The organism is Streptomyces aureus (genome assembly GCF_000725495.1).
In the GTDB taxonomy this organism is placed as follows: Bacteria; Actinomycetota; Actinomycetes; order Streptomycetales; family Streptomycetaceae; genus Streptomyces; species Streptomyces aureus_B.
Genome location: NZ_KL647040.1, coordinates 225,724 through 242,827, shown reverse-complemented (window position 1 = coordinate 242,827; position 17,104 = coordinate 225,724). Strand labels below are relative to the sequence as shown.

The 17,104-nt window shown below is 69.6% G+C and carries 9 protein-coding genes; 4 read left to right on the top strand and 5 right to left on the bottom strand.

Annotated elements, in window-relative coordinates:
* The first annotated feature begins 196 nt into the window (after positions 1–196).
* Entirely contained in the window at positions 197–1,933 is a 1,737-nt protein-coding gene (locus IO36_RS39715) for an ABC transporter ATP-binding protein (RefSeq protein ID WP_037627922.1), read from the top strand.
* A gap of 56 nt (positions 1,934–1,989) precedes the next feature.
* A complete protein-coding gene (locus IO36_RS39710; protein ID WP_107065920.1) occupies positions 1,990–3,852 on the top strand; it encodes an ABC transporter ATP-binding protein in 1,863 nt (620 codons plus the stop codon).
* On the opposite strand, the gene IO36_RS39705 is transcribed toward IO36_RS39710, so the two are convergent.
* On the bottom strand, positions 3,842–5,002 hold the full coding sequence (locus IO36_RS39705; RefSeq protein WP_037627921.1) for a cytochrome P450: 1,161 nt from the start codon (positions 5,000–5,002) through the stop codon (positions 3,842–3,844). The two genes, IO36_RS39710 and IO36_RS39705, sit on opposite strands and share 11 nt — an antisense overlap.
* A gap of 414 nt (positions 5,003–5,416) precedes the next feature.
* Between IO36_RS39705 and IO36_RS39700 the strand changes: the two genes are divergently transcribed.
* Positions 5,417–6,031 carry a LuxR C-terminal-related transcriptional regulator gene (locus IO36_RS39700; RefSeq protein WP_158997757.1) on the top strand — a complete coding sequence of 205 codons (615 nt, stop codon included), beginning with the start codon at positions 5,417–5,419 and terminating at the stop codon, positions 6,029–6,031.
* Between the two features lie 81 nt (positions 6,032–6,112).
* Here the strand turns inward: IO36_RS39700 and IO36_RS39695 are convergent, their stop codons facing one another.
* Together IO36_RS39695 and IO36_RS39690 are read right to left on the bottom strand one after the other, a co-directional pair.
* Positions 6,113–6,802: a helix-turn-helix transcriptional regulator gene (locus IO36_RS39695; RefSeq protein WP_245173661.1), complete on the bottom strand. Its 690-nt coding sequence runs from the start codon at positions 6,800–6,802 to the stop codon at positions 6,113–6,115.
* Complete coding sequence (locus IO36_RS39690) at positions 6,795–8,450, bottom strand: GMC oxidoreductase (protein ID WP_037627917.1); 1,656 nt, start codon at positions 8,448–8,450, stop codon at positions 6,795–6,797. The genes IO36_RS39695 and IO36_RS39690 overlap by 8 nt, the downstream gene beginning before the upstream one ends.
* 1,021 nt (positions 8,451–9,471) lie before the next feature.
* Here IO36_RS39690 and IO36_RS39685 point away from each other — a divergent pair.
* The gene (locus tag IO36_RS39685; protein ID WP_037627915.1) at positions 9,472–13,035 is read left to right on the top strand and encodes an ATP-binding protein; all 3,564 of its coding nucleotides are present in this window, start codon (positions 9,472–9,474) and stop codon (positions 13,033–13,035) included.
* A gap of 216 nt (positions 13,036–13,251) precedes the next feature.
* Here IO36_RS39685 and IO36_RS39680 read toward each other — a convergent pair whose 3' ends face one another.
* Both IO36_RS39680 and IO36_RS39675 read right to left on the bottom strand, forming a co-directional pair.
* Entirely contained in the window at positions 13,252–13,854 is a 603-nt protein-coding gene (locus IO36_RS39680; RefSeq protein WP_037627913.1) for a sarcosine oxidase subunit gamma, read from the bottom strand.
* Entirely contained in the window at positions 13,847–17,104 is a 3,258-nt protein-coding gene (locus tag IO36_RS39675) for a sarcosine oxidase subunit delta family protein (protein WP_037627911.1), read from the bottom strand. Before IO36_RS39675 ends, IO36_RS39680 begins: the two co-directional genes overlap by 8 nt.

The window sequence follows — 17,104 nt, the reverse complement described above, 5'->3', positions numbered from 1 at the left end:
CGCACGATCCATGTCGCTTCCATTCACTCGCGGACACCCTCGTGCAGTCTCGATCTCCGGGCAGCCGGAATTTCCTAGTGTCAGGAGCGAAAGATGTGCGGGGGCACTAGGGATTCACCGCCCCGGTCCGGGTGACGCTGCCCGCGCCGGACGCAGGTGCCCGGCGGCCAACCGCCATCGACCTCCGGAGTACCGCGTGCCCTTGCGATTGCTCAGGACGTACCTACGCCCTTACCGGACCTGGGTCGCGCTGACCATCACCCTCCAGATCGCACAGACTCTGGCGCTCCTCATGCTCCCCACGCTGAGCGCACAGGTCATCGACCGTGGACTGCTGGTGGGGTCACTGCCGGGGATCATCTGGCTGGGCACGGGCATGGTGCTCGTCGTCGTGGTCCAGCTCGCCGCGCGGCTGGGAGCCGAGTACTTCGCCGCGCGTGCCGCCACCGCGGTCGGCCGCGATCTGAGGTCGGCGATGTTCCGCCACGTGCAGCGGTTCTCCGCGCACGAGGTGGGGCGCTTCGGCACGTCATCCCTGGCCACCAGGACACTCAACGACGTGCAGCAGGTCCAGACCCTCGCGGCCGACGGGCTGAGCAGCATCATCACCGCGCCCATCATGTGTGTGGTGAGCGTGGTGCTCGCGCTGCGCCAGGACGTGCCGTTGGCGCTGGTCGTCATCGTCCTGATCCCGGTGACGACGGTCGTGGTGGCGGTGATCCTGACCCGGATGAGCCACCTCTACGACCGCATCCAGGGCGGCATGGACACCATCAGCCGGCTGTTCCGTGAGCAGATCACCGGCGTGCGCGTGGTCCGTGCCTTCGTCCGGGACACCCACGAGCAGGAGCGGTTCGACGCGGCGAACACCGAGATGTTCGTACTGACCCGCGGGGTGCGCCGGCTCGCGGCCGGCATGTTCCCGCTGGTGTGGCTGCTGGGCAACGGCTTCACCGTGGCGGTGGCCTGGATCGGCGCGAAACGGATCGCCTCGGGAGCACTGCAGGTCGGAGCGCTGAGCGCGTTCCTCGGATACATCGTGCTGGTGCTGACCTCCATGGTCATCGCCATGTACGTCATGCTCACGGTTCCCAGGGCCGCCGCTGCCGCGCGACGCATCCGTGAGGTGCTCGACACCGAGCCGGAGATGGCCAGGTCCTCCCGGCCGGTCGTGTCCGGGCCACGGCCGGGACGCCTGGAACTGCGCGGCGTCGGGTTCCGTTATCCCGGCGCCGAGGAGCCGTTTCTGCACGACATCGACCTGATCGCCGAGCCCGGCCAGACCGTGGCGGTGATCGGCGGCACCGGGGGCGGCAAGACCACCCTGTTGAACCTGGTGACACGACTGTTCGACGCCACGTCCGGATCGGTGCTGGTGGACGGGGTCGACGTGCGTGATCTGGACGCCGGCACCCGCAGTCGCGCCGTGGGTCTGGTCGCGCAGCAGCCTTACCTCTTCGCGGGCACCGTCGCATCCAACCTGCGCTGGGGCAACGAGAACGCCACCGACGCGGACATCTGGCACGCGCTCGAGACCGCCCAGGCGCGGGAGTTCGTGGCGGCGATGCCGGGTGGGCTGCAAGCGGAGATCACCCAGGGCGGCACGAACGTCTCGGGCGGACAGCGGCAGCGGATCGCCCTCGCGAGAACCCTGCTGCGACGGCCCGGAATCTATTTGTTCGACGACTGTTTCTCCGGCCTGGACGCCGAGACGGACCTGGCCGTACGCACCGCACTGGCCCCGGAACTCGCCGACGCGACGGTGGTGATCGTCGCGCAGCGGGTGGGCGCCGTCCAGGACGCCGACCTGATCCTCGTACTGGAGGACGGCCGCGTGGTGGGCCGGGGCTCCCACGAACACCTGCTGACAGAGAACGGAACGTACCGGGAGATCGTGCGGTCCCAGCTCGACAACGTGGAGGAAGCGGCGTGACCGAGAAGAAGCAGGCCGCGGACCCGAAGGGAACCCTGCGGGCGATCGCGCGGCTGATGCGCCCGCACCGGAGGGTCCTCGCCGTCACCGTTCTGGTGAGCCTCGCCGGGGTCGTGGTGAACATCACCGCCCCGCTCCGCCTCGGGCACGCCACCAACCTGATCGTCGCCGGCGTGGCCGGTCAGGCACTGCCGGCCGGCCTCACCAAGGAGCAGGCACTGGACCGGCTCCGCGCGCAGGGCCACGGAACCCTCGCCTCCGTCTACGACACGGTCGACTTCACACCCGGTCACGGCATCGACTTCGCGGCGGTGGCGGCGGTGTTGTCGACGGCGCTGGCCCTCTACGCGGCCGGGTCGGCCGCCAACTTCGTGCAGGAGCGCATCGCGGCGAACGTCGTCCAGGCGATCGCCCGGGACGTCAGGACCCGGGCGGAGGCGAAACTGGCCCGGCTGCCCCTCTCCTACTTCGACGGGCAGCCGCGCGGCGAGCTGCTGAACCGCGTCACCAACGATGTCGACAATCTGCAACAGGTGCTCCAGCAGACGTTCAGTCAGCTGGGCACCGCCGTGTTGTACGCGAGCGGCCTCACCGCGGTGATGTTCGTGATCTCGCCGCTGCTGGCGTCCCTGCTGCTGGCGAGCCTCCCGGTGTGCGCCCTGATCGCGGCGAAGCTGAGTGCCCGGGCACGGCCACGGTTCGCCGAGCAGTGGGACGCGACCGGCGCCCTGGCCACGCACGTCGAGGACATGTACACCGGACACGCGCTGGTACGGGTCTTCGGACGCCAGGCCCACAGCGAGGCGGAGTTCGACGAGCACAACGAAAAGGCGTACCGGGCGGGCTCGGCCGCGCAGTTTCTCGCGGCGGCCCTCGAACCCGCGCTGGGCTTCGTGTCGAACCTGAACTACGTCGCCGTGTCCGTCATCGGCGTGCTGCGGGTCGCCTCGGGCGCGTTGTCCCTCGGCGAGGTGCAGGCCTTCCTCCAGTACACCCACCAGTTCAGCAACCAGGCCGGCCAGATCGGCTCCGTCGTCGGAAAGCTCCAGTCCGGCCTGGTCTCGGCCGAACGCGTCTTCGCCTTCCTCGACGCCGACGAGCAGTCCGCCGAACCCGCCGAACCGGCCTCGCTGGCCACCGTGTCCGGGCACGTCGAGTTCCAGGACGTCAGCTTCCGCTACCGACAGAGCCGTCCGCTGATCGAGACCTTCTTCTTGTCGGTGTCGCCGGGGACCACGGTCGCGATCGTGGGGCCGACCGGTGCGGGCAAGACGACACTCGCCAACCTCCTGATGCGCTTCTACGAACCCGATGCCGGACGGATCCTGCTCGACGGCGTGGACATCGCGACGATGAGCCGCGAATCCCTCCGCTCGCGCATGGGGCTGGTGCTCCAGGACACGTGGTTGTTCGAGGGAACGGTGGCGGAGAACATCGCGTACGGACGCCCGGAGGCGACGCGGGAGGAGATCGTCGCCGCGGCCAGGGCCATGCGGGTGGACCACTTCTTGAGGACGCTTCCTCAGGGTTACGACACCGTGCTCGACGAGGCGGCGGGCATCAGCGCCGGCGAGAGGCAGCTCATCACCGTGGCACGGGCGTTCCTCGCCTCGCCGTCCGTGCTGATCCTCGACGAAGCGACCAGCTCGGTGGACACCCGCAGCGAACTGCTGGTGCAGCAGGCCATGGCACGACTGCGCCGGGGCCGTACCAGCTTCGTGATCGCGCACCGGCTGTCCACCATCCGTGACGCCGACCTGATCCTCGTCATGAACGGGGGCCGGATCGTCGAGCAGGGCAGGCACGAGCAACTCCTCGCCGTCAATGGCGCCTACGCCCGCCTGTACACGGCTCAGTTCGAGGCGATATCGGGAGGCACCCGAAGGGGTGCTTCCCGACAGAGCGGTCTCACCAGGTGATGCTCAACTCGGGCATGGTCGAGAACAGCCGGTCCGTCTCGCGGTTCAGCTCGTCGAGCGGCACCGCGAGACGGAGGGAGGGCGCTCGCTCGACCAGCGTCGTGTAGACCGTCCGCAGCTCCATCCGAGCCAGGGGCGCGCCGAGACAGTGCCAGCTTCCGTGCGCGAACGCCAGGTGATGGTTCGGGCTGCGCGTGAGGTCGACGACCTCCGGGTTCTCGAAGGCCCGTGCGTCGAAGTTGGCCAGCGCGAAGTCCGGCAGCACGAGGTCTCCGGCCCGGATGGTCACCCCCGCGATCTCGATGTCCGCGTTGGCGTAATGGGGTTGGGCCCCTCCACCGTGACTCGCGGTGCGCAGCATCTCCTCGACCACCGGCTCGACCAGCGCGGGATCGCGGCTCAGCGCCTCGCGCAGCGCGTCGTCGGTGGCCAGCCGGGCCACGCCGAACCCGATGTGCGTGGCGACGCTCTCGCCGCCGGCGAACAGCAGCATCGCGACCAGCGTCGCCGCCCGCTCATCGGTCTGTCCCGCGGCGACCAGTCCGGACATCATGTCCTCGCGCGGTTCGGCCCGCCTCTGCGCCGCGATCCCGGCCAGGTAGGCGTCGAGGGTGGCGTCGCCGTCGGCGGCGCCGAGGCCGGCCATCCGGTGCAGAAGTCGGCCGACCAGTTCCTCGTCGGCCACGGGGATGCCGACGAGTTCGCACAGCACGCGCATGGCCAACGGACGCGCCAGCACCTTCTGCAGTTCCGCCGGGGACTCGCCGGCCAGCATCGTCTCGACCAGTTCCACCACGGTCGCCTCGACCTTGGGCTGCAGCATCCGCATGGACGTGCGGGAGAAGTACGGCGTGAGCAACGCCCGGATCTCGGTATGACGTTCGAACTCGGCCATGATCTGCTCGAAGACCGGACTCGGGGCGTATTTCGGCGCGTTGGCCGGGTCGGGATGCGAACGGCCCAGCCTCTTGTCGACGAGCAGCCGCTTGATCTCGGAAGCACCCATGACCAGCCAGGCCTCGTCACCGGTGTAGGTCCTGACCTTCCAGATGGGCCGTTCCGCCTGCATCGCCCGCAATTCCTCGTTGATGCCGAGCAGGGGGGCGGTCAGGGACGCCATCGAGGGAATGTCTTTTTCGGCCATGGTCATGGCTCGCAGCCTCTCCGCATGAAGGTCGGTAGCACCGGACATTCTCACGAGGTCCCCGGCCGGAAATCCCTAGACAGCCGACCGAAATTCGACGCGAAGACATCGGTCGGGAGCCGTGACACTCATCACGTCGAGTTGCCTCGTGGATAAACGTGCAACTAGCCTTTGATACAAGAAGCAACCGGGCTGGATCTGATTTTCGACGACTTATGTCCGACACTGACACTTCGTCTGTCACCTCGCGCACCGGGGCTCTGGGTGATATGGACCAGACCGGCAGAAGCGACTGGCGTGGTCACCTGACGACTTCCTACGAGGAACTTCATGTCAGATGCATTAAATTGCCCGACGGAACACCCGCGGGTCGAAATCAATCACTCTTTTCACCAACGGACACCGGCCCGGTCGGCGGCCATGTTCCGTTCCCTTTTCGAGCGTTCCGGAGTCGGAATGGCGGCGCTGGACCCGCACAGCCGGATCCGGCGGGCGAACGACGCCATGCTCGCCCTCCTGAACCGCAATTCCTCCGAGGTCAGTGACATCGCGTTCGCCGACCTTGTCCACCCTGACAGCCGCTCCCGGCTACGGGTCGGTTTCGATCAGCTCCGTCTCGGCCGCACCGGCCGTCTCACCGAGTACGTCAAGTTGCCGCGTCCGAAGAACGCGGTGGGGGGCAATCTCACGGCCTTGCGGACGCGGACCGACGGCCGCGCCGACAGCCCGCTCCTCGTACTGGTCCAGGTCGACCCCCCGACCCCCGAACACCCGCCGGGCGGTGTCCGGTCGACCCTCCTGAGCGAGACGGAGGCCAGCATCCTGGAGAAGGTCGCCGCCGGTGCCTCCACCGTGCAGTTGGCCGGTCGGCTGCACCTGAGCTGCAAGGGCATCGAGTACCACGTCAGCGCCATGTTGCGAAAGCTGGACGTGCCCAACCGGCCGGCGCTCGTCTCCCGCGCCTACACGCTGGGCATCCTGAACAGCGGCACTTGGCCGCCCCGGGTGCATCCCGAGTACGTCAAAAGCCCCTGACGAGTCCGGCTGAGACCCTGATCCGACACGAAGCGGAGCCGCCCGACAGACCACCGGGCGGCTCCGCTTCGTGTCGTCCCCTCAAGCCTGCATGTAGGCCGACTGCACGGTGGGCGGCCAGCTGTCGGTGGTCAGCAGGCCCATGGAGAATGCCTTCGAGGCCAGTTCGGTTCGGTTGATGGCTTTGAACCTGCGCAACAGAGCCGTGATGCGGTACTCCACCCCGCCCCGGCTCATGTGCAGAACGGTCGCCAGCTTGCCCGTGGACATCCCCGCGGCGACGCCTTCCAGGATCCTGGCGTCCATCGGGGCGAGCAGCATTCCACGCCGAACCATTGCCTGCGCCTTGCCGACCCGGGAAGTCCGGCCCACCAACACCAGAATGGAATCGACCTCACCGAGCGAGCCGACCACCGAAACGGCGGTCAGCTCCCCGAACAGCAGCGCGCCGTCCTGCCTGACCGCGATGAAGTCTCCCCCGAAGCGGTCGCGCTTACCGGTGCTGAGCAGTTCCAGATCACGGCCTATGGAACGCCGTACCGTCGGATGCAGGAACGCCGAGAACGGGAGACCGTAACTGTCTTGACGATTTCGGCCGAATTGCGCGAGGAAGTCGATGTTGGCTTCACGCAGATGCAAAGAACGGTCCAGCGTGGCCATGCACAGCCCGGACTGCTCGAACATCAACCGGAAAATCTCACCGTACTCCGATCCGTGTTTCGCCGCGCCGGACGAAACATGGGCCACCGTCGTGGCACGCGTTTCATCCATCACGGTGTGAATCCTCGACGTCCTCCCGGATGATGCGCTCGACGTTCCGCTCCGCCAGCGCCGTGATGGTCACGAACGGGTTGACGCCGATGCTGCCGGGGATCAGCGAGCCGTCGGTCACGTAGAGGTTCTTGTATCCGGCGACGCGGCCGTAGTTGTCGGTGGCCCTGCCGAGGACGCAGCCGCCCAGCGGGTGGTAGCAGAAGTCGTCGGCGAAGGCCTTGAGTTGCTTGCCGAAGAGGTCGTAGCGGTAGATGGTGGTGTTGGCACTGTTGATGCGGTCGAACAGCGACTTCGCGGCCGCGACCGCGGGTGCGTTCTGGTCCCGGGTCCAGTGCAGGTCCGCCCGGTCCTTGGCGGCGTCGTAGACGAAGGTGCCGCGTTCCGGGTTCTTGGTGATGGCCAGGTACAGGCTGACCCAGGTCTCCAGGCCGGCAGGCATGGGGGCGATCTCGGCGAAGACGGGGGCGTCGGGGTTGTCCCAGTCGTCGATGCCGAGGGCGGGGATCGACGACTGATGGCTGCCCGTCGGGTTCCACACGTGGTTGGCGCGGGCGGTCATGATGTTGCCGTTGGGGCCCCAGCCTCCGCCGATCTCCGAGCCGAGATTCGGAAGGGTTCCGGTCTCCCGGGCACGCAGCAGCAGTTCGGTCGAGCCGAGGCTGCCGGCGCCGAGGAAGAGGTGGCGGCAGGAGATCGTCTTGGTCGCGAGCAGCGTACCGCCGGCGTCCTTCTGCTCGACGGTCAGCAGGTAGGTGCCGTCGTTGCGCTGCCGGATCGTCTTGACCTGGTGCAGGGTCTCGATGGTGACCTTGCCGGTGCCGAGGGCGGCCGCCAGGTAGCTCTTGTCGAGGGAGACCTTGCCGTGGTTGTTGCCGTAGATGACCTCGGCGGCCAGCGCGGATCTGGCCGCCGTGCCGTCCGCCTCACGGCGCATGTAGTCCCAGTCGTACACGTTGGGCACGAAGGTGGTGCTCAGGCCCGCGTTCGCGGCCTGCTGGCGTGAGACACGCGCGTACGTGTACCACTCCGTCTGCTCGAACCAGGTCTTGTCGATGGTCTTCACGCCGAGGGTGGAGTTCGCGCGGGGGAAGTACTTGGTGTACATCTCGTCGGCGTCGACCTGGGGCAGCACCTCCTCGAAGTACGAGCGCCGGGGCGTGACCGCCATGCCGCCGTTGACGAGCGAACCGCCGCCGACACCGCGTCCCACGTACACGGACATCTGGTCGAAGTGGACCCGGTCCAGTACACCGGCGTACGGCTGGATGTCCCGGTTGGCGACATCGAGCCACAGGAAGGAGCCGAGCGGGGCCTCGGTGCGGGTCTTGAACCAGCTGGAGCGCTTGTCGGGCTTGAGCATCCCGCTGAACACGTTGCCGTCCGGGCCGGGCTGGTTCCACAGTTGGCCCATCTCCAGCATCAGGGTGGACACCCCTGCCTCGCCGAGGCGCAGCGCGGAGACGGCCGCGCCGTATCCGGTGCCGACCACGACAGCGGGGACGAAGGTGCCGTCGGAGACTCCGCCCGCGGTGGCGGCGGCGGCCCGCGGGGCCGCCGTGATCGTGCCCTGCCCTGTGAGTGCGGCAGCACCCAGAGCCGCCAGCCCGAGCATGCGCCGGCGCGACAGGGACGGGTGTGTGGTCATGTGCTGTGCTCCTTGGCGGTGAAAACGGGGAACGTGGGGAACGTGGGGAAAATGGGGAAAATGGGGAAGCGGAATCGGAAGGCCGGCCGGACCCGCGCGGCCTGGTGGGTGTCCGGTGAAGCGCGAAGGCGGCCGTCGGCATCCGGTTCGGAGCGCGGACGGTGCGGAGGCCCGGCCATGGGCGGACGGCCGCTCGACGTGCCGGAGAGGGCGTGAGGCATGGTTCGTCGACCGACGACGCCGGCCCCGCGCCCGTTCACCTCACGTTGTCATCGATGACCTCGAGCGGCCGTGCACCGGCAGGCAGGTCGTGTGGCATTCGACGCCCTGACGGCCGAAGCAACGACTTTCCGCCAAAGGTGCGGTGATGGCGGGAATTCCGAGAACAGGTCGTCGGGTGGGCCGGGGAAACAACCGGGGAACTGTCGAACTTTCCTGATTCAACTGTTTAACGGCCGGTGCAAAAACGAGACTTGCCTCACACGGGTCCGGATCTGTAAGCGCTGTACTCGGCAAGAAAAGGCCCCCTGTCCGAAACGTGAGCACGAATCAGTCCGAAAGCCGGTGTGCGGTCGCCAAACCGTGCGCAGGGGCGTCATCGGCCCTGGACCAGCAACTTCTCCAGACACCGGAATCGTGCGTCATCGCCCTTGCAGGGTCCTGGGCGAGCCGCTGACGACCCCTTGCCGTCGGCCGTCGCCCTTTTCCCGCCGCCTCGACGAAATCCTTGCCCAAAGCCTGCGGATATCTTGCCGATGGGAGCAAGGTGGTGGCCCGGGAATCGTCGAGTTCGCCATCATGGGAGCGGAGTTCGCGGCACGATCCGCTGGGTCCGAAGCAGCCCGGACCACAAGGACCGGCGTGCCGCCTGTGACGACCGCAGGTAACACCATTACGGTTTCTTCATGATCAGTTCTACTCAATACCCGATCTTCCCTGATGTACCGACATCGCCGATGACACCTCACCGCCGTCGACCGTCGGCATCGACGCTGGCCGCTGCTGAACGATAGGGGCCGTCATGCCTTTACCCCCCACCACCAACGGGTCCCCCGTGGACACCAGCCAGGGCCGTCCCTTTCTGAGCGTCCTGGGACCCATGGCGGCGCACCTCGACGGACACGACCTCCCTCTCGGCCCGCCGCGTCGACGGACCCTGCTAGCCCTGCTGCTCGTCCGACTGGGCCGCGTAGTACCCACCGAACTGCTCGTGGAGGAACTGTGGAGTGACGGAGCACCCCGGCACGCCGTCGCCACGCTACAGAGCCACATATCCCATCTGCGCCGGTCACTGCACCCGGCGGCGGGACCCGGCCGCCCCTCGGTGCTGCGTCACAGGACACCCGGCTACGTACTCGACCTCGACCCCGAGCAGGTGGATGCCGGCCGCTTCGAGCGTCTGGTCTCGGACGGACGACGGCTGTTCAAGCAGAACGATCCGCCTACCGCGCAGGCCCGGCTCACCGAGGCCCTCCGACTGTGGCGCGGCTCGCCGTACGCGGAGTTCGACAACCATCCACCGCTTCGCGACGAGTGCGCCCGACTCGAACAGATCCGGCTCACCGCCGTGGAATCCCGTGCGGAAGCACGGCTGACTCTCGGCGCGGCCGAGGACGTCGCCGCCGATCTGGACGGGGAAGCGCGCCGTCATCCCACACGCGAGCGACTGGTCGGCCACCACATGACAGCACTGTCCCGCCTCGGCCGACAGGCCGAGGCGCTGGAGGTGTACGAGCGGACGCGCAGCCATCTGGCCAAGGAGTTCGGCGTCGACATCTCTCCCGAACTGCGCCAGGTCAGAGACCTGATAGTGCGCCAGGAGCCGGGAGCGAGCGCTCCGTCCGGGAAACTCCCTCCCGCACCGCTTGCGCCCACGGGCCCCTCCACCGCGCCGCCTGCGAGGGACACGACCACGGTCGCCGCGTCACGGGGCCCGGCAGGCTCCGGCGGCTCCGAGGACGGCAGCACGGCCGCCACCGATCACGAGCACGTCAATCGGGTGGCGACCGACGACGCCCCCTCGGCAAGCGGCTCTCCATCGGCCGTCGGACGCGACGGGAACACGAGGGCCGAGGCGCGGCCGAAGGCCCGGGCCGATCAAGCGCCCGGGGCACGGACGGACGGCGACGGCGCACAGGACCGAAGAGCACGCCGCCGAGTCTTACCCTCGCCGGCGCACGAGCCGGCATCTTCCCCGAAGGCCGACCCGTCCCCGGAACCCGAGTCGGGGCGGACGGCCACCCCGTCACCGTTCGTCGGCCGCGGCCAGGAACTCGACCGCCTGACGGCCGCTGCCGCCGGCGCCGCCGTGGGCCACGGCCACGCGGCTGGCGTCCTCGGGCCCCCTGGCGTCGGAAAGACCCGCCTGCTGCTCGAACTCGCCGCACGTCTCGAGAAAGTGGAGACGCAGCAGGAGGGCACCGGGCTGGAGGTCGTCTGGAGCCACTGCTTCCCCGATGAGGGCGTCCCGGCCTACTGGATGTGGACCCAGGTCCTGCGGCGGCTGTCCGCCACCCGGGCAGACGCCTTCCGTGAGGCGACACAACCGTACGACGCCCTCCTCGCCCCGCTCATACCCGAACGGTCGACAGCCCGGACCGGAGACCCCGACGTGCCCGCCAACGGGCCCCAGGACTTCTTCCTCACCCATGACGCCGTCTGCGAGGTGCTGCTCGATCTCGCCGGGCGACGCCCGCTCGTGCTGCTCCTCGAAGATCTGCAATGGGCGGACACCGCCTCCCTCGACCTCCTCAGGCTGCTGCGCACCCGGTGCCAGGGCCACCCGCTCGGGATCGTCTTCACGGCCCGGGAGTTCGAGGCCGAAGCGGACGGGACGCTGCGCCGGATCGTCTCCGACGTGTTGCGCGGGCCCAGAACCGAGACGCTGCGGCTGGGCGGGCTCTCCCTGCACGGCATCGCCGACCTTGTCGAAGCCCATGCGGGGGCCGGTGTGGACCCGAACGTCGTCGAGGTACTGCACCGGCGCAGCCAAGGCAACGCGTACTTCGTGATGCAGTTCCTCTCCCTCGTGGGCGACCCGCGCAGACTCTTGTGCCCAGGCGCGGCGGACACGCTCCTGGCGCACATCCCCACCGGCATTCGCGAGGTGCTGCACCAACGGTTCGCCGCGCTGCCGGAGCCGGTGCTGCGACTGCTCAGGCTGTGTGCCGTCATCGGCACCGAGGTCGACGCCGACCTGCTGCACCGGACGGCCACGCCCGGTGAACCGGTCGCCACCGGTCTCGAATCGGCGCTCTCCGCCGGTCTGCTCGGGGAGGAGCCGCATGATCCGGGGCGGCTGCACTTCGCTCACGCCCTGGTCCAGGAGACCCTGATCGACGAACTGCCCCGGGCGGAACGCCACCACCTGCACGCCAGGATCGCCGAGGCGCTGAGCGCACGCCGGGGCGGGCAGCCGGGCGACGAGGAGCGGGTGGCCCATCACAGCTGGCACGCCAGGAGCGTGCTGCCCGCCGCCCAGGTGCTGCCCCGGCTGCTGCTCGCCGCGGAACACGCCGAGCTGTCCATGGCGTACGGGCAGGTGGAGATCTGGCTGCGCCGCGCGCAGCACCTGATCGGGTTCCTGCCCGCGGACGATCCCGCCACGGCACGGCTGGAGCAGAAGCTGCACATCCAGCTCGGCCAGGTACTCGCCACCACGCGCGGCTACGGAGACCGCGAGGCCGAGACGGCCCTGACACACGGTCGCGCCCTGAACGCGACCACGCGGGCTCCCGAGGATCCGTCGGTGCTCTGGGCGCTGTGCGCGGCGAACCTGGTCAGCGGCCGCTACGACACCTCACGGCGATTGTCCGGTCTGCTGCGGGACATCTCGCGCAAGACCCGGGAGCCCGTGGCGGCACTCGGCGCGGCCTACGGCGAAGGCATCGTGCTGCATGTGCGCGGATCGCTGTCGCAGGCACTCGTCGAACTGGAGAACTGCGTCGGCACGGCGGACCGTGTGGCCGACGAGGGCCATGTGCTGGCACGTACCTTCCAGCACGACCCGCGCGTCTCCTGCCGCTCCTACAACACCTTCACCCACTGGCTCCTCGGCAACCGGCAGACGGCCGATGCGCGTCGGCGGGAACTGCTGAGCATCACCGACCACGACAGCAGGCCCTCCGACCGATCCTTCGCGCTGTACGTGGACGGGGTCGTGGCAGCCTGGGAGGGTGACGTCCATACCGCGCTCGCCTCGAGCGAAGAGGGTGTCCGGGTCTCGGGCGAGTACGGACTGCTCTACTGGAAGGCGATGCTGGGCGTCGTCAAGGGATGGAGCCTGGCGCAGGCGGGAGACCCGGGGGACGGCCTGGCCCTCATGCACACCTCGCTGGCCGAACTGGGCCGGTCCGGGACGTATCTGCGCCATGCCCTCCACCTTGGCCTGCTGGGGCAGGCGCAGGTGCACAGCGGGCGCACCGAGGCGGCGAGAGCGACCTTCCGGACGATGCTGGCGGCGATCGAACAACGCCGTGAACGGGTGTACCTCCACCCCGCGCTGCCCGCGACCCCGCTGCTGCACGAACTGCTGGGCCGGGAGGCCGGCGACTGGCCAGACCCGACCGGCCCCCACCGCCCGTGAGGCACCACCGCGGGATCCCGGCACGCGGCGACCCGGGCGGTTCGGCTCCCGGGGGGGGCCACCGCTCGCGCGGCCACGGGCCTCGTACTGCCACGGTGTCTACCGTGACTGCTGGCCAGGTTCGTAGTTGGTGTGGTTATGGGTGGGGACCTTGCTGATCTGCGTGTGTGGGTCGGGTGAACTGTGGATGCTGTGCATGGGCCCCGCCGGGGCCGCTCAGGCGTACTCCGTCGCCGCGTCCAGCAGCCACTCCGCCAGATAGCCGGAGAAGGACGAACGGACCAGTACCCAGAACCCGGCCCTGGGTTCGTCCCGGGCGACCAGGACGACCTGCGTGCGGCCCAGGGTCGTCTGGGCGCAGCGGCCGGAGCCGAAGGCCCTCGGATGCAGATCCAGCGCGCAGCCGTGCGCCAGCAGATCGCGGGCGCGGGGACCGGTCACGAGGATCGTGGTGCGCTGGGCGGAGACGTCGGTGACGGAGACGGGCTCGTCTCCCGCCGCCTCCCGGATACGGCTCTCCAGGTCCCGTTCACTGTCGGGCGGACCGATCAGCAGCCATTCGTCCGGGCCGAGCCACAGCACGTTCGACTCCCCGGCGCGCACGACCGTGTTGGGTTCGAGGGGAAGTCGCAGGCCCAGTGCGAGTCCGACGGCGTCCGCCGCAGCACCCTTGGCGTCGAGGCGCACGTCGACCTGGGCCAGGAACGGGAGTTCGGCCAGCCGGATCGCGCCCCCCGACGTGCGGGTCACGGCGGCCAGGCGTTCCGCGACCTGCGACAAGGGGCTGCGGAGCGGGGCGGTCAGGGCGGTGTCAGCCATCGCGACGGGCTCCCTCGGGGTCGTAGAGGACGGGGCTTGCGACGGTCACCGGGACCAGCCGGTCACCGACGGGGGCGTACAGCCGCTCGCCGATGCGGTCACGGCCGCCCTTGATCAGGGCGAGCGCGAAGGTCCGGCCGAGGGCGGCGCTGCGGTAGCTGGAGGTGACGTGGCCGAGCATCGGGACGGGGGGTGCGGGCAGCTCGCTGTCGGCGACCAGGTGAGTGCCCTCGGGGAGGAAGACGGCCGGGTCCACAGGGAGCAGGCCGACGAGGTGCTTGCGGTCGGGGCGGACGGTGTCGGCGCGGGCGTAGGAGCGCCTGCCGATGAAGTCGGGCTTCTTCTTCGACACCGCCCAGCCCATGCCCAGGTCCTGCGGTGTGACCGTGCCGTCGGTGTCCTGACCGATGATCGGGTAGCCCTTCTCGGCGCGCAGGACGTGCATGGTCTCGGTGCCGTACGGGGTGATGCCGTACGGGGAGCCGGCCTCATGCAGTGACTGCCACAGGGTGAGTGCTTCCCAGGGGGACACGTTGATCTCGTAGGCGAGTTCGCCGGAGAAGCTGATCCGGCACACCCTGGCCCCGATGCCCGCGACAGTCGTCTCCCGCCATGCCATGAACGGGAAGTCGTCCTTACCCACGGCCAGTTGGGGTGCCAGTGCGCCGAGAACGTCGCGGGAGCGGGGGCCGACGAGGGCGACGGTGGCCCACTGTTCGGTCACCGACGTGCAGTGGACCTTCAGGCCGGGCCACTCGGTCTGCTGCCATTCCTCCATCCAGTCCAGTACGGCGGCCGCGTTACCGGTCGTGGTGGTGACCAGGAAGTGGTTCTGGGCGAGGCGGATGACGGTGCCGTCGTCGAAGACCATGCCGTCCGGGCGGCACATGACCCCGTAGCGGATCATGCCGACCTTCAGGGTGCTCATCATGTTGGTGTAGAGCCGGTCGAGGAAGACGCTGGCGTCGGGGCCCTGTACGTCGATCTTGCCGAGCGTGGAGGCGTCCATGAGGGCGACGCCGTCGCGGGCGGCGGCGCACTCGCGCAGGACCGCGGCTTCCCTGTCCTCGCCGTCCCGCGGGTAGTACCAGGGGCGCTTCCACTGGCCGACGTTCTCGAAGAGGGCACCGTGCGCGACATGCCACTCGTGGAGGGCGGTCGTGCGGACCGGGTCGCTCAGGGCGCCGCGGTCGCGGCCGGCGAGCGCGGCGAAGGAGACCGGCGTGTACGGCGGCCGGAACGTGGTCGTGCCGAGCGCGGAGACGTCCACGCCGAGCAGGTCGGCGACGACGCCGCCGGCCAGGACCCCGGAGGTCTTGCCCTGGTCGTTGGCGGTGCCCGCCGTCGTGTAGCGCTTGGTGTGCTCGACCGAGCGCAGACCGGCGCCTGCCGCCCGGGCAAGGTCGTCGACGGTGACGTCGCGTTGGAGGTCGACGAAGCGGGGCGAGTCCGGAGCACCGGGGACGGCGTACACGTGCATGGCCGGCGTCGGCCGCGGCCGTGCTGCCACCGGCGGCAGGCTGGGCTGCCGCGGGCTGAAGCCCTCGGCCTCGACCGCGCGGGCACCGGCGGCGGCGCCTTGGGCCAGGACCTCGGCCGGATCCAGGACGCCGCTCGCGCTGCCCGCGACCTCGACCGCCTGTCGGCAGGTGTCCGGTACGAAGGAGCCCAGTTCCTCGTGGTACCGCAGCGTGCCGCCCGACTGGCTGAACAGGTGGGCCACCGGGTTCCAGCCGCCGGAGACCAGCAGCAGGTCGGCCGTGAACTCCCGCTGTCCCCCGGACTCTCCGTACCGGGCGACGGTCACCGCGGTGAGCCGGGCGCCGCCCTTCGTGCCGGTGACGGCGTGCCCGGCCATCACGTCGATACCCGCCTGCCGAGCACGCTCCGCCCACTCCCCCGGTGCGGGACGGGTGTCGACGATCGCCGCGATGTCCACGCCCGCCGCGGCGAGGTCCAGCGCTGCCGCGTAGGCACTGTCGTTGGTGGTGAGGACGACCGCGTGGCGGCCGGGCAGCACACCGTAACGGTTGACGTAGGTGCGGGCCGAGGCGGCGAGCATCACACCTGGGCGGTCGTTGTCCGCGAACGCCAGCGAGCGCTCGTGGGCGCCGGTGGCCAGAACGACGCGACGGGCCCGGATGCGCCAGACGCGCTCGCGGGAGACGTAGCCGGGAGCGTCGGCTCCGAGGTGGTTGGTACGGCGTTCGACGGCGAGGAGATGGTTGTCGTCGTAGTGGCCGAAGACGGTGGTACGGCGCAGGACGCGCACCTCGGGGGCGTTGTCGAGCTGCCCGGTGACGTCCGCAACCCAGTCGAGGTGCTCGGCCGTGCCCAGGAGGCTGCCGCCCGACTCCGGTTGGTCGTCGGCGAGGACGACACGGGCTCCGCTGCGGGCGGCGGCCGCCGCCGCGGCGAGGCCGGCCGGTCCCGCGCCGACGACCAGCAGGTCGCAGTGGGCGTGTACGGCGTCGTAGCGGGCCGGGTCCGGTTCGCCGGTGAGGCGGCCCTGGCCGGAGAGGCTGCTCGCGACCAGGCCGTCGTAGAGCTCGACGGTGGTCGCAAGGAGCATCGGCTCGGGGAAGGGCGCCTCGATCTGGACGACCGCGTTGGGCTCCTCCACACCGGCCGAGAAGATGCCTCTGGGGCGGCCGAGTCGGATGCTGGTGCCGGTCGCGATGACGCCGTTGGCGAGGAGGGCGGAGGCGAGGGTGTCGCCCCGCAGGCCCTGGTACTCGGTGCCGTCGAAGGTGAAGGTGAGGGGGGCGTCGCGGTGGATGCGGCCGCGGGTGGGGTGGCGGAAGGGTTGGCCTGCGGCAGAGTCACTGATGGAGGCAGCGCCGTCACCGCCCCTTCCCATCCTGTCCTGAAGGGGCTCCGCCGCGTGGACCGCCGTCGGCGGTGAACAGGTCTCGTGATCGGACTCCACCGGAGGAAGTACCCCCGCACAGACTGAGCGCAGCGGGCGGGGCCCGGGCGTCGCCGGGCGTTCCTCGCCCGGCGGGTACACCGTCAGGATCTCGTTCGTGGCCGTGTCCCTGACCGCGTTGAACCATCTGCGGCACCCCGCCGCGTGACTCCAGCGCTCGGCGAACGGGCCCTTGGGGTTGTCGCGGAAGAACAGATAGCGGGCCCACTCCTCGTCGGTGAGGGCCGAGGGGTCCTCGGGGTAGGGCACGTGTGCCTGGCCGCCGTAGTGGAACTCGGCCTCGTCGCGGGGCCCGCACCACGGGCAGGGGATGAGCAGCAT

What these genes read in the sequence shown, in the direction of transcription:
- IO36_RS39710 (WP_107065920.1), top strand. Translation starts at nt 1,990, where the DNA reads ATGCGCCCGCACCGGAGGGTCCTCGCCGTCACCGTTCTGGTGAGCCTC.
- IO36_RS39705 (WP_037627921.1), bottom strand. Translation starts at nt 5,002, where the DNA reads ATGACCATGGCCGAAAAAGACATTCCCTCGATGGCGTCCCTGACCGCC.
- IO36_RS39700 (WP_158997757.1), top strand. Translation starts at nt 5,417, where the DNA reads ATGTTCCGTTCCCTTTTCGAGCGTTCCGGAGTCGGAATGGCGGCGCTG.
- IO36_RS39695 (WP_245173661.1), bottom strand. Translation starts at nt 6,802, where the DNA reads ATGGATGAAACGCGTGCCACGACGGTGGCCCATGTTTCGTCCGGCGCG.
- IO36_RS39690 (WP_037627917.1), bottom strand. Translation starts at nt 8,450, where the DNA reads ATGACCACACACCCGTCCCTGTCGCGCCGGCGCATGCTCGGGCTGGCG.
- IO36_RS39685 (WP_037627915.1), top strand. Translation starts at nt 9,472, where the DNA reads ATGCCTTTACCCCCCACCACCAACGGGTCCCCCGTGGACACCAGCCAG.
- IO36_RS39680 (WP_037627913.1), bottom strand. Translation starts at nt 13,854, where the DNA reads ATGGCTGACACCGCCCTGACCGCCCCGCTCCGCAGCCCCTTGTCGCAG.
- IO36_RS39675 (WP_037627911.1), bottom strand. Translation starts at nt 17,104, where the DNA reads ATGCTGCTCATCCCCTGCCCGTGGTGCGGGCCCCGCGACGAGGCCGAG.